8 protein-coding genes and 1 pseudogene are annotated in these 13,603 nt (G+C 63.6%); 4 read left to right on the forward strand and 5 right to left on the reverse strand.

Annotated features, from left to right (window positions below; genetic code table 11):
• Positions 1–7: 7 nt before the first annotated feature.
• Positions 8–199, reverse strand: a pseudogene (locus GWE18_RS42375) (maleylacetate reductase); the annotation flags it as partial.
• Between the two features lie 817 nt (positions 200–1,016).
• Here GWE18_RS42375 and GWE18_RS29795 point away from each other — a divergent pair.
• The 3 genes from GWE18_RS29795 (at position 1,017) to GWE18_RS29805 (ending at position 6,664) form a co-directional block, all read left to right on the forward strand.
• Positions 1,017–2,129 carry an efflux RND transporter periplasmic adaptor subunit gene (locus GWE18_RS29795; RefSeq protein WP_275189328.1) on the forward strand — a complete coding sequence of 371 codons (1,113 nt, stop codon included), beginning with the start codon at positions 1,017–1,019 and terminating at the stop codon, positions 2,127–2,129.
• Positions 2,126–5,278: a multidrug efflux RND transporter permease subunit gene (locus GWE18_RS29800; protein ID WP_275189292.1), complete on the forward strand. Its 3,153-nt coding sequence runs from the start codon at positions 2,126–2,128 to the stop codon at positions 5,276–5,278. Before GWE18_RS29795 ends, GWE18_RS29800 begins: the two co-directional genes overlap by 4 nt.
• 192 nt (positions 5,279–5,470) lie before the next feature.
• Positions 5,471–6,664: an ABC transporter substrate-binding protein gene (locus tag GWE18_RS29805; protein WP_275189293.1), complete on the forward strand. Its 1,194-nt coding sequence runs from the start codon at positions 5,471–5,473 to the stop codon at positions 6,662–6,664.
• A 215-nt stretch (positions 6,665–6,879) separates the two neighbouring features.
• Here the strand turns inward: GWE18_RS29805 and GWE18_RS29810 are convergent, their stop codons facing one another.
• From GWE18_RS29810 to GWE18_RS29825, 4 genes are read right to left on the reverse strand one after another with little or no spacing between them, the layout of a single operon-like run.
• Positions 6,880–7,272 (reverse strand): MAPEG family protein, encoded by a 393-nt coding sequence (locus GWE18_RS29810; protein ID WP_275189294.1) that lies wholly within the window; start codon positions 7,270–7,272, stop codon positions 6,880–6,882.
• A gap of 29 nt (positions 7,273–7,301) precedes the next feature.
• Complete coding sequence (locus GWE18_RS29815) at positions 7,302–8,387, reverse strand: lipocalin-like domain-containing protein (protein WP_275189295.1); 1,086 nt, start codon at positions 8,385–8,387, stop codon at positions 7,302–7,304.
• On the reverse strand, positions 8,377–10,836 hold the full coding sequence (locus GWE18_RS29820; protein ID WP_275189296.1) for an FtsX-like permease family protein: 2,460 nt from the start codon (positions 10,834–10,836) through the stop codon (positions 8,377–8,379). The genes GWE18_RS29815 and GWE18_RS29820 overlap by 11 nt, the downstream gene beginning before the upstream one ends.
• Positions 10,833–11,519, reverse strand: coding sequence for an ABC transporter ATP-binding protein (locus GWE18_RS29825; protein ID WP_275189329.1), 687 nt, complete (start codon positions 11,517–11,519; stop codon positions 10,833–10,835). Before GWE18_RS29825 ends, GWE18_RS29820 begins: the two co-directional genes overlap by 4 nt.
• 263 nt (positions 11,520–11,782) lie before the next feature.
• Between GWE18_RS29825 and GWE18_RS29830 the strand changes: the two genes are divergently transcribed.
• On the forward strand, positions 11,783–13,069 hold the full coding sequence (locus GWE18_RS29830; protein ID WP_275189297.1) for an MFS transporter: 1,287 nt from the start codon (positions 11,783–11,785) through the stop codon (positions 13,067–13,069).
• Positions 13,070–13,603 lie beyond the last annotated feature (534 nt).

The following is a 13,603-nucleotide window of genomic DNA, read 5'->3' on the forward strand; positions in this document are numbered from 1 at the left end:
CGGACGTGCCGAGGCATCGCGAGCCTAGCGCGCGGCGGATGTTTTCGATTGTATCGATTTCGCGGTTGAGCGTGCCGCTGACCATCAGAAAGGCGCGTCTCGTGCCGAGCCGGTTCAACTGCTCGACGATCGACTCGGATGCCGGCCGTCCGAACACGACCTCATCCCTCGCGCCGAATACGACACGACCTTTATGCACGGCTGTCCTCCCCGGTATGCACGGCTGTCCTCCCCGGACATTTTTTGGCCCTGTTGCGGGCCTTGGCACCAAGGTTAGCGGATGAAATCCGGCGCGTCATGCATGAAGATGGTGTTGGGGGAAGGCCGCGAAGAGTTGTCGTCGGCTAGCTTACAAAGCTCGCACCGACGATGACGACCGCGCAAGACAGTGGCACGTAGCTGTCTATCGTCGTTGCGAGCGAACAGTCTTGACGCCCGGGCGGTCGGCTCCCTCCCCCCTTGCGGGGGAGGGCTGGGGAGAGGGGTAAGCCACCGCCGTCGCAGCCACCCCTCTCCCTATCCCTCCCCGCAAGGGGGGAGGGAACAGACCTTTCGTGCGGCGACGATGTGCGCGGCACGCTGCAAGCAGATATGACCTCGAACGACTTCGCGGTCTCGCGGTTTTGTCGTGCCTGGCGACGCCATCCTAGGGGCCTTGGATGCAACGCCGCCTGCCACGTCACGTTTTCGTCATCAGGGGGCGATTAGCTGAGCGTTCGTTGCAATGGTTCCGGTCTCATCGCACTGCGGAAAACGCGATGTTTCCGTGGCACAGCGCGTTGACTACGCGGATGCATAACGATTGTGCTTGATAACTGCGACTTCTTGACGAGACTGGGAACCGATCACATCTGTGGCCTCCGCTATCAAGTTCCACGGCGGCTTTCATCCATCAGCGATGTCGAGAGGGGAGATGGGGTTTGACTGCAACTGAGCAATTGAAACGTCCGGCTTTGCCGGCGGGGGTCGACGTTCGCTCACCTCGTGGCCTCAAATGGTTGACCCCGCTGCTCGCGCTGGCGCTGTCGGCTTGCGACAACAAACCGCCGCAGCAGGCGGCTCCCGCAGCGCCATCAGTCACAGTCGCGCAGCCGGTGAAGCGCACCGTTACCGACTGGGATGAGTTCACCGGGCGGTTCGAGGCAATTCAGGAAGTGCAGGTTCGCGCCCGGGTCGGCGGTTTCGTGAAGAGCGTCGAATTCCGCGACGGCGCGATCGTACGCACGGGCGATCTGCTTTACGTGATTGACGCCCGTCCGTTCGAGGCGGTCGCCGAACAGGCCGATGGCCAGTTGTCGGACGCACGCGCGAGGGCAGAACTCGCCAGGCGCGAACTCGACCGCGCGCTGACGCTAAATCAGACCCAGGCCGTGTCCGATTCCATCGTCGACCAGCGCCGCCAGACCTTGCAGGCGGCGCGCGCCGCGGAAATGCAGGCCGAAGGCGCGCTCAAAGCCGCCAAGCTCAATATCGAGTTCACCCATGTGATGGCGCCGATCACCGGCCGCGTCAGTCGCCATCTGGTCACGCCCGGCAACCTCGTGCAGGGCAGCGAGGGCGGCGCGACGCTGCTCACCTCGATCGTCTCGCTCGATCCGATCTTCATCTATTTCGACGTCGACGAGGCGACCTACCAGCGCAACAGCCGGCTGTGGTTCGAAGGCAAGCGCCCGAGTTCGCGCGATACGCCGAACCCGGTGCAGGTGACGCTGACCGGCGAGACCAAGCCCTCGCATGAGGGCAAGATGGACTTCCTCGACAACCGCCTGGATGTCTCGACCGGGACGCTGCGCAGCCGCGCCGTGATCCCGAACAAGGACCTTTCGATCCTCCCCGGCCAGTTCGGCCGCGTCCGGATCATCGGCAGTGCGCCCTATGAGGCGTTGCTGCTGCCTGATACGGCTGTCGCGACCGACCAGTCGCGCAAGATCGTTTTCGTCGTCAAGGACGACAACACGGTCGAGGCGAAGCCGGTGACGCTTGGGCCGCTCGATGAAGGCCTGCGCGTAGTCCGTGAGGGCCTGAAGCCTGAAGACCGGGTGATCATCGACGGCCTGCAGCGGGCGCGCGTGGGTGCGAAAGTCACCCCGCAGACGGGCGAGATCAAGCCGGCCGGTGCCAAGACATGAATCTCGGCCGGCTCTCCATCAACCAGCCCATTTTGGCGATGGTGCTGTCGATCGTGCTGCTGATTGTCGGCGCGATCGCCTATACGACGCTGCCGGTCTCGGAATATCCGCAAGTGGTGCCGCCGACGGTGACGGTCACCACGCAATATCCCGGTGCCTCGGCGCAAACCGTCTCCGATACGGTTGCGGCTCCGATCGAGCAGGAGATCAACGGCGTCGAGGACATGCTGTATCTCTACAGCCAGGCGACCTCGAATGGGCAGTTGACGATCACGGTCACCTTCAAGCTCGGCACCGATCTCGACAAGGCACAGGTGCTGGTCCAGAACCGCGTCGCGATCGCGCAGCCGCGGCTGCCCGAAGAGGTGCAACGCAACGGCGTCGTCACCCGCAAGAACAGCCCCGACATCCTGATGGTCGTGTTCATGCTGTCGCCGGACGACACGTTCGACCAGCTCTACATCTCAAACTACGCGCTGTTGCAGGTCCGCGACCAGTTGCTCCGGCTCGATGGTGTCGGCGACATCCAGATTTTCGGCGCGCGCGACTATTCGATGCGTCTGTGGCTCGATCCCGACAAGATCTCCACGCTGGGCCTGACCGCCGGCGAAGTGGTGGCGGCGATCCGCTCGCAGAACGTACAGATCGCGGGCGGCCAGATCGCGGAACCACCGATTGCCGACCGCGCCTTCTCACCCAATCTGACCTTCACCGGCCGCCTGAAGGACCCGAAACAGTTCGAGGAGATCGTGGTCAAGGCCGGCGCCGACGGGCGCACCGTCAAGCTGCGCGACGTCGCGCGGATCGAGTTAGGCGCGCTGGCCTATTCGACCAACAGCTTCCTGCTGCGCAAATCCGCCGTCGCCATGCTGGTGACCCAGCGGCCCGGCTCCAATGCGCTCGCGACCGCCAAGAGCATTTCGAACACGATGGAGCGGCTGAAGACGAGTTTCCCCAAAGGGCTCGACTACAATATCGGCTACAACCCGACCGAATTCATCGCGCAATCCGTCAGCGAGCTGATCAAGACGATCTACGAGGCGATGGCGCTGGTCGTGATCGTGGTGCTGGTGTTTTTGCAGGGCTGGCGCCCGGCCATCATTCCGATCATCGCGATCCCGGTGTCGCTGGTCGGTACCTTTGCGGTGATGGCGGCACTCGGATTCTCGATCAACAATCTCACTTTGTTCGGCCTCGTGCTTGCGGTCGGCATCGTGGTCGACGATGCGATCGTGGTGGTCGAAAACGTCGAGCGCCATCTAGAGCACGGCATGAACCGGCGTGACGCTGCGCTTCGCACCATGCAAGAGGTCGGCAGCGCGCTGGTCTCGATTGCGCTGGTGCTGTGTGCAGTGTTCGTCCCGACGGCGTTCCTTGGCGGCATCTCCGGGCAATTCTTCCAGCAGTTCGCCGTTACCATTGCGGTCGCCACCGCGATCTCATGCTTCTGCTCGCTGACGCTGTCGCCGGCGCTGGCCTCGCAGATTCTGCAGCCGCATGCGGACAAGCGGCCGCCGGCACGCTGGAATTTCATCGCCCGCGGCTGGGGTGCCTTTACCGGCATGTTCAATCGCGGCTTCGACCGTCTGGCGCATGGCTATGCCAGCGCCGCCGATTTCGTGATCCGGCATTCGGTTGTCATGCTGTTGATCTACGTCGGGCTGATCGGCGGCGCCGGATGGCTGTTGATGACAACGCCGCAAGGTTTTATCCCGGCGCAGGACCGCGGTTACGTCATTGTCTCGGTGCAGTTGCCGGGCGCGGCGTCGCTGGCGCGCACCACCGAGGTCGTGCGTGAGATCGAGCGGATTGCGCTGGATACGCCGGGCATCATTCGCGTGGCGGCGTTTGCCGGCTTTTCAGGCGCGACGCGGACGCAGGCGAGCAATGCCGCCGCATTGTTTCCCGTGTTTGAGGACCCGGAAGAGCGCCACAAGAAGGGGTTGTCCGCAGGGGCGATCGCCAACAATCTGCGCGGTCGGCTGGCGAGCATCCAGGGTGCCTTCATCATCGTCATCCCGCCGCCCGCGGTACCCGGCATCGGCACCGGCGGCGGCTTCACCATGCGGATTCAGGACCGCCAGGGCCGCGGCTCCGAGATGCTTGCCGCGGCGACGGGTGAACTGGTCGGTGCGGCGAGCAAGGCGCCGGGCCTGACCCAGGTGTTCTCGCCGTTTGCGGCCAACACGCCGCAACTGTTCGTCGACATCGACCGCGTGAAGGCTCAGAAGCTCGGCGTGCCGATTGCGAACATCAACGACACGATCCAGACCTATTTCGGCTCGTCCTATGTCAACGACTTCAACCTGTTCGGCCGCACCTACCGCGTCACGGCGCAGGCCGATCTGCCGTTCCGGAAGGAGACGTCCGATCTCTCACGCCTGCGCACCCGCAACGCCGCCGGCGACATGGTGATGCTCGGCAGCGTGGTGAATTTCAGCGACATCTCGGGCCCCGACCGCGTCGCGCGCTACAATCTCTACCCCGCGTCCGAGCTGCAGGGCGAGACGCTGCCAGGCACGAGTTCGGCGACCGCGATCGACATCATGAAGAAGTTGACCGAGGAGACGCTGCCGAGCGGCTTCTCGTTCGAATGGACCGACCTGTCCTATCAGCAGGTCACCGGCGGCAACACTGGCCTCTACGTGTTCCCGATCTGCGTGCTGTTCGTGTATCTGGTGCTGGCAGCGCAGTATGGCAGCTGGAGCCTGCCGTTCGCGGTCATCCTGATCGTGCCGATGTGCCTGCTCGCCGCCACGGTCGGCGTGCGAATCATGGGACAGGACGTCAACATCCTGACCCAGATCGGGTTCGTGGTGCTGGTGGGGCTTGCGGCCAAGAACGCCATTCTGATCGTCGAGTTCGCGCGCGATATCGAACTCGAAGGAAAGGCGCGGCTGGAGGCCGTGATCGAAGCCTGCCGGCTGCGGCTGCGACCGATCCTGATGACGTCGTTCGCCTTCATCCTCGGTGTGTTGCCGCTGGTGATCTCGACGGGCTCGGGATCGGAGATGCGGCAGGCCGTGGGAGTAGCCGTGTTCTTCGGCATGCTTGGGGTGACGCTGTTCGGCCTGATCTTCACGCCGATCTTCTATGTCATCGTGCGGAATCTGGCGGACGGGAAGGGCAAGAAACCGGTCGCGGTGTGAGCGCGTTCCATTCACCACGATCGTCATTCCGGGGCGCGCGAAGCGCGAACCCGGAATGACGGAGAAGGTGTTGGAGCGCCCTGTTTCGCAAGTTCCCCGATACTTTTGGCTGATCCGAAATGGATGGGCAGGTGCGGGGTTATTGAATAGTGTTGCCAGGTTCCACTGACAAAAAAATTCCAGGAGAAAAGAATGAAGTCGGCATGGTTGGCGTTCGTCGCGGTCAGCGGAATTGTGCTCGCGGGGCCGGCGACGGCGCAGGGCGTCAAGATCGGCATTTTGAACGATCAATCCGGGGTCTATGCCGATTACGGCGGCAAGTGGTCTTTCGAGGCCGCGAAGATGGCGGTTGAGGATTTCGGCGGCGAAGTGCTGGGCCACAAGATCGAAGTCGTCTCCGCCGATCACCAGAACAAGCCGGATCTCGGCACCGCCATTGCGCGGCGCTGGTATGAGGTCGAAGGCGTCGACATGATCACCGAACTGACGACATCTTCGGTAGCGCTCGCGATCCACGACCTCTCCAGGCAGATGAAGAAGATCGATATTGTCGTGGGCGCCGCAACCTCGCGCCTCACAGGCGACGCCTGTCAGCCCTACGGATTTCACTGGGCCTATGATACCCATGCGCTCGCCTACGGGACCGGCGGCGCACTGGTGGAATCCGGCGGCGATAGCTGGTTTTTCATGACCGCCGACTACGCCTTCGGCCATGCGCTGGAAAAGGACACCGGCGATTTCGTCAAGGCCAAGGGCGGCAAGGTGCTGGGTGCGGTCCGCATTCCCCTGAACTCGTCGGACTTCTCGTCCTTCCTGCTGCAGGCGCAAAGTTCGAAAGCCAAGATCATCGGTCTCGCCAATGCCGGTCTCGACACCACCAACTCGATCAAGCAGGCGGCTGAGTTCGGCATCGTCAAGAGCGGCCAGAAGCTCGCCGGCCTGCTGCTGACGCTGGCCGAAGTGCACGGCCTCGGCCTGGACGCGGCCCAGGGCCTGGTGCTGACGGAAGGCTATTACTGGGACCGCGACGCCAAGAGCCGCAACCTCGCCGAACGCTTCTTCAAGCGTACCGGACGCATGCCGAACATGATCCAGGCCGGCACCTATTCGGCGACGCTGCAGTATCTGAAAGCGGTCAAGGCTGCCGGCACCAAGGACACCGAGGCGGTCGCCAAGAAGCTGAAGGAGCTTCCGGTCGACGACGATTTCGCGCAAGGCGGCAAGGTGCTGGAGAACGGCCGCATGGTGCACGACCTATATTTGTTCGAGGTCAAGAAGCCCGCGGAATCGAAGAAGCCGTGGGATTACTACAAGCAGCTCGCCGTCGTGCCCGGCGACAAGGCGTTCCCGGCGGCGAAGGATTCGGGCTGTCCGCTGGTGAAGTGAGCGCCCTGTTTAACAACGAGTCGTCCCTGCGAAAGCAGGGACCCATACCGCGTGATCTATCGATGACGCGCGGTAGCTGATGCTTTGCGTTGGCCAATTGCCGCAGCGAGTTGCTGAAGCGAAGCCGTCTTCCAATGTGCCCATTACGCCGGCCGCGGCGTATGGGTCCCTGCGTTCGCAGGGACGACGTGGGGATAGAGTTCGCGGCGTTCCGCTTACGCCTGCACCAGCCGCCACACGATGGCGCCGAACGCTCCCACCCACAACGCAATCGTCGCCAGCGCCTGAGTCGCAAAGCCGGGGCTGCGTTGTGGGACCGACTTCGCGTAGCCGAATATATAGAGAATGCGGCCGATCACCCAGACCAGCCCGATCGCGGCGGCGATGCCGTCGCTGATGTAGATCGCGAACAGCCACAGCGACGGCAGGAAGATCGGCAGCCATTCCAGCGTGTTCATCTGCGCGCGATACACGCGCTCGAAATCCGGATTGCCTGATATCGCCGGCAGTTTGACGCCGAACTTGCCGCGCGCCCGCGACACCAGAATGGACGAGTAAAAGTAGACCATGATCGCCAGCAAGGTGACGAGTGCGGTGAAGTGATACATCGCTGGGATTCCTTGTTTCGTGCGAGGGCTTAATAGCCCGTCATTTCCAGATAGCCCACCCCTGTATGGCTGCCTGCAAAGCGGATCGGGCCTTCCCAATAGGGAAAGCTCGTGCCCATCCAGCTTCTGGCGTTCAGCGGCGTGCATTCGATCGACAGCGCCATCCTCGGAATGGCGATACGCCATGTCGTCGGTATCTTTCGCTTCTCGATCTCGGTGAAGGTCAGTGGCGTCATCATGATGTCGGCTGATGCGAGCAGGTCGGTCTTGCCATCGGGCGCGATCCACTTGCCCGAGCCGTAATGCTGGCCGTCAGCCTGGCGCATCCGGTACAGCATCAATTTGTCGCCGGCGTTGAAATGCAGCGAGAGCCAGTCCCATCCGCTTTGATCCGAAGCCAACGGCTGGCTGCTCCACTCGCGATCGAGCCAGGCCATCCCGGTGACGTCGACGGGCCTGTCGTCAATGGTGAGGATGCCCTTCGCCGTATAATGCGGCTGGCTGTAGTAGTAGGAGGCCTGCTCGCGCAGCGATTTGCGGCTGTAGCCGCCGTCGCCCTGCAGCACCAGCGGGCGATCCGCATCGAGGCGCAGCGCGTAGCTGAAATCGGCGCCCGATGCTTTCAGCTCCAGTGGCGCAATATTCTCGCCATTCACCGGTACGAGCCGGCGCATCTCCCAGGCATCGATCCAGGCGTGAAACGGCTCCGCCTCCACGCCGGCCTGGCCGACACCGCCGCGCGCGAACGTCTGGCTGAAGCGATGGGCATCGGCGCGGGTGACGGCGGCGTGGCCCATCCAGATTTGCTGGTTGGCCCAGCCTTCCTGAGGCCCGCCCGCCGCGATCGCCTGGCGAAACAGGGTCCATTGGGCGCCGTAGGCAACACCGTTGGCATCGGCGAGATTGGCCGTCACATACCACCACTCGATGCGGAATTCCGGGTGTGGCCCGTGGTCGGCGGGAAATGCGAAAGTCCTGCCCGGCACGACGGGCGCAAATCCATCCGCGCTTTCGCCGAGCCCGGCGAAGCCCTGCGCGAGCGCCTTGCCGCCGAATCCGGCGAGCAGCGCGCCGCCGACAAAGCCGCGCCGGGTGATCGGGCCGCTACCGTTCATTGGCAAAGATCCTGATCAGGCTGGCCGGCTGCATGCGCGCCAGCCTGATGACGGGGAGCGCGGCCGCCGCAAGTGCAGCCGCCATCGCGACGCCTGCGAGCCACAGCAATTGCGTCGGGAAGACGTGAAACGGCAGCCGCCAGCCGAACGCCTTGACGTTGACGACCGCGAGCAGACACCACGCGACAAGCAGACCCAGCGGAAGCGCGAAGATAGTGGTGATCAACGCCACCGACATCGTCTTGAGAAGTTCGATGACCGCCAGCCGCCGCCGCGTGATGCCGAGCGCCCATAGCGGCGCCAGTTGCGGCAGGCGGGAATTGGCAAGCGTCAGCAGGCTGGTCAACAGCGCGATACCGGCAACGCCAAGCGTGAAGGCGTTCAGCGCGGCGGTCACTGCAAAGGTGCGGTTGAAGATCCGCGTCGATTCCGCCTTCATCGTCGCCTGATCGGCGACATTGCGATCATCGAGAGCGAACTTTTCCTGCAGCGCCGAGATCAGCGTCGGGATCTTTTCTGAAGCGACCCGCAATCCCATGCGCGTCAGCGGGATTTCCGGATAGCGCCGGGTCAGCGCGGCGAAGTTCACCGCGATCTGGCCCTTGGGATTGCCGTAATCGGCGTAGATGCCGACCACGTTGAGCGTCCAGTTTCCGCCCGACGCCGGCACCTCGATGCGGTCGCCGACCGAGAGGTGCAGGCGCCGCGCCAGTTGTTCGCTGACAAGCGCCGCATCACCGGGACGAAGCCTGTTCCAGGCATCCTCAGTCGATTGCAGCAGCGGCCAGTTGTCGCGATAGGTGGCATGATCGGGTAGGCCCAGTACCTCGATCGGCGCGCCCGCCAATTGCGTATCGGCACGGCCGCCGGGCAGGATCGCCTCGACCTCGGGGCGCTCGCGCAGCCATGCCTTGATCTCGGTCGCCTGTGCGTCGTTGGCGGCGTTGACATAGACGTCCGCAGCCAGCCGACCGTCGAGCCAGACCAGGAACGTGCGGCTGAAACTCTCGACCATGGTGGAGACGCCGACATTCACGGCAAGCGCAAGCAGTAGCGCCATCAGCGCGAGCGACAATCCCGATAATTGCTGGCGGCTGTCGGCCCAGAACCAGATGCCGACCGGCTGTCTTGCATAGCGCTGACCAAGCGACAGCATGAATTCCAGAAACGTCGGCAGGATTAGCGCCGCGCCAAGCATCAGCGCCGCAAGCACGGCAAAACCCGAAATCAGGGAATCGCCAAACCATAGGAAGCCGCCAGCCGCCGCAAATGCCGCGAGCGCCAGCGCGCTCTGATAGGTCAGCCAGCGCCGCTGCGCCTGTTGCCAGGCATAGGGCTGGGCGGCGGCAAGCAGCGGCAGTCGCAGCGCCTTGGCCAGGCTGGCTGCCGCTGCCGCGAGCGCGCCGAGAATACTGATGGCGATACCCGCGAACCACCATTGCGGCTTCAGCGTCAGGTGTCCCGGAATCTGCGCGCCATAGAGCCCGCGCAGGGAGGCTGCGACATCCGGCAACAATGCCGCGGCGATGAAATAGCCACACGCCAGTCCAAGCAACCCGGCGACCAGCGCCAGCGACACCAGTTCGGCCACCAGTACGACGTTCAACATCCGCGCCGAGACGCCGCAGGCGCGGAGCGTGCGCAATACCGGCAGGCGTTGCTCGAATGCAAGCCCGATCGCCGAGTTGACAATGAACAGGCCGACAACGAACGACAACAGCCCGAACGCGGTCAGGTTCAGGTGAAAACTGTCGGTCAGGCGTTCGAGGTCGGTCTCCGCATCGGGTTCGATCAGGCGAAGCTTGTCGCCAGCAATGCTTTCGAGCGATGCGCGCTTGCTCGTCGTCTTACCGATCAGGAGGCGCGAGAGCTGATCCGGCATTTTCAGGAGATTTTGCGCGATGCCGATGTCGACGACCAGCACGCCAGGCACCAGGTTCGGCTGCACGCGAAGCGGCGGCAGCAATGCGTTATTGGCCTGCGGGCGCGCGCCCTCCGCGAGCTTGAGATCGGAAAGCGTTTCCGGTGCCACCAGCATTTCGCCCGGCGGCGTCATGAAGGATTGCAGATCGGCCTTGCCGATCGTGGGCGCGTTGCCGACTTCCGCGGGCAGCGTCACCGGCTCGATCCCCAATAGGCGGAACGATCGCCCTTCGATCTGGATGCGGCCCTCAATCACCGGTGAAACCGGCCAGCCGGCACGGCGCAAGTCGACAAAGAGTTGTTGTGGAAAGCTTACGCCGCTATTGGCGACCAGCATGGCGGTGCGCGTGCCGCCAAAGGTGGCGGCGGCGCGATCATAGGAGTTGCGCGCCTGCTGATTGAGCGCCTGCACGCCGCTCCACAGCGCGGTCGCCGAGATCAATCCGATCAGCAAGGTCGCAAGCTGCATCGGATGCCGCCGCCAATGGCTCAGCAGCACGGCCAGCGTCCACAGCGCGCGTTTCACGCGATCACCCCGGCATGGAGGTTGACCTGCCGGTCGAGCGTTACGGCCAGCCTTGCGCTGTGGGTCACCAGCAGAAACCCGCAGCCGCTGCGCGTCACCAGATCGCGCGCCAGCGCCAGCACCTCGTCGGCGGTGTCCTCGTCGAGATTGCCGGTCGGCTCGTCTGCGAGCAGCAGCAGCGGCTTTACCGCCAACGCCCGGCCGATCGCAACGCGCTGCTGCTGGCCGCCGGATAATTGTTCGGGATAGCGTTTCAGCAAACTGCCGAGCCCGAGCCGCTCTACCAGCTCGTGGTGCCAGGCCGGATCGTGACGGCCGGCGATGCGCGACTGGAAGACCAGGTTGTCCTCCACCGTGAGGCTCGGGATCAGGTTGAATTGCTGAAACACCAGGCCGAGCCGGTCGCGGCGCAATTCCGCCCGGGCAGCATCGTTAAGTTCGCAGACCTGTGCGTCGGCCAGCCTGATCTCGCCGCCATCGGCTGCGTCGAGGCCTGCGATCAGGTGCAAAAGCGTGCTTTTGCCGCTGCCGGATTCACCCGTCAGCGCGACGCTCTCGCCCGCGGCGACCGTCAGGTTCACCCCGCGCAGCACCGCGACCTCTTCACCGGCTGTGCGGTAGCTCTTGGTCAGCCCGGTCACGTGAAGCACCTGTCCGGTCACACTGGGACTGCCGTTGGTCATGCGCGACGATGGACCGATCTGACCATGAAAATCCCCTGACGTGATGGCATGCAACATATCAGGGCGGGCGCCGCGGATCACGGCCTCAATTCGCGCCGCGACGTGATCGTGATCCGGTTGTGGCGTGCGCCTGTCGCAGCAGCCGGCAGTTGCGGAGCGGATGCCATTGCGGAAAAATCCCGGTTGCCTTGCCTGTAAGCCCCCTTGTACCATTGGAACCGGCCGATCCTACAGAGCCAGCAAAGACAAACGGGGAAGCAGCCATGACCGCGCAACCGACGCCCAAGGGGACGCCCAAGGGCGCCTGGAAAATCACCTTCCTGCTGTTTCTGTTCATGCTGGTGAACTTTGCCGACAAGATCGTGGTCGGTCTCGCCGGCGCTCCGATCATGGACGAGTTGAAACTTTCACCGGAGCAGTTCGGCTTGCTCGGCTCCTCGTTCTTCTTCCTGTTTTCGATCTCGGCCATCGTCGTCGGCTTCATCGTCAATCGCATCGACACCCGCTGGGTGCTGCCGGCGATGGCGGTGATCTGGTCGGTGGCGCAGTTTCCGATGGTCGGAACTGTTGGTTTCACGACGCTCGTGATCTGCCGCATCATCCTTGGCGCCGGCGAGGGGCCGGCCTTCGCGGTGGCAGCGCATGCCGTCTACAAATGGTTTCCTGATGAGAAGCGAACGCTGCCGACTGCCATTCTCTCGCAGGGCTCGGCTTTCGGCGTGATCCTCGCCGTGCCGGCGCTGAACTGGATCATCGTCAATCATAGCTGGCACTATGCCTTCGGTGCGCTCGGCATCGTCGGCCTGATGTGGGCGGCGGCGTGGCTGGTGATGGGCAAAGAAGGACCGCTGGTGCAGACGGTCGCAACGGCGGCGACGGATCCTAGCGTTCCCTATTTCCAACTTCTTACCTCGCGAACCTTCATCGGCTGCTGCGCGGCGACCTTCGGCGCCTATTGGGCGCTGTCGCTCGGGTTGACCTGGTTCACGCCCTTCATCGTCAAGGGGCTCGGCTTCTCGCAAAAGGATGCGGGCTGGGTTTCGGTGCTGCCCTGGGTGTTCGGCGCCACGATCGTGCTGCTGACGGGTTGGATTTCGCAAGTGATGCTGACGCGTGGATACACCACGCGCGGCGCGCGCGGCGTGCTCGGGTCGGTGCCCTTGATCGTCGGCGGGCTGATCCTCGCGGTACTGCCGTACGTCAACGGCGCGGGATGGCAGATCGCATTCCTCGTGGTCGGCTCCGGGCTCTGCGGCTCGATCTATGTCGTCTGCCCGCCGATGCTCGGCGAATTCACCCCGGTGCAGCAGCGCGGCGCCGTGCTCGCGATCTATGGCGCGATCTATACGCTGGCGGGGATCATTGCCCCCTCGGTGATGGGCATCGTGATCCACAGTGCGGCGGTGCCGCTCGACGGTTACATGACCGGCTTCACCATCAACGCCGTGATCATGGCGGCGTCGGGCCTGCTCGGGCTGCTGCTGCTCTGGCCGAATTCCGAGCGCAAAAGGTTGGTGGCCCAAGTGGCCGCGCAGCCGAAATTTGCGTGAGGGGTGGAGCAACAACCCTTTCGTCGTCCCTACGCACGCAGGGACCCATACGCCGCGGCCGGTGTGAAGGGCAGGAAGCGCGAGCGTTACTTCAGCAGCAACAGCGGTAATTGGCCAATGCAGAGCGTTCGGCCACCGCGCTCCATCGATGGATCATCCCGCGGTATGGGTCCCTGCTTTCGCAGGGACGACATCGCATGTGATGAAGCGGCGGTGCAGCCGAAATTTGCGTGAGACAATAGCAAATCTATCCGTCGTCCCTGCGCACGCAGGGACCCATAACCACCGATGCTAATTGCTTAAGTGAGGTGTCTGCCACATCGCCATGAACGATGGGCCGCGGCGTATGGGTCCCTGCTTTCGCAGGGACGACATCGCACATGATGAAGCGGCGGCGCGGCCGAAATTTGCGTGAGACAATAGCAAATCTATCCGTCGTCCCTGCGCGCACAGGGACCCATAACCACCGATGTTAATTGCTTAAGCGAGGTGTCTGCCACATCGCCATGAACGATGGGCCGCGGCGTATGGGTC

The sequence above is a fragment of the Bradyrhizobium sp. CSA112 genome (assembly GCF_029051645.1).
GTDB lineage: Bacteria > Pseudomonadota > Alphaproteobacteria > Rhizobiales > Xanthobacteraceae > Bradyrhizobium.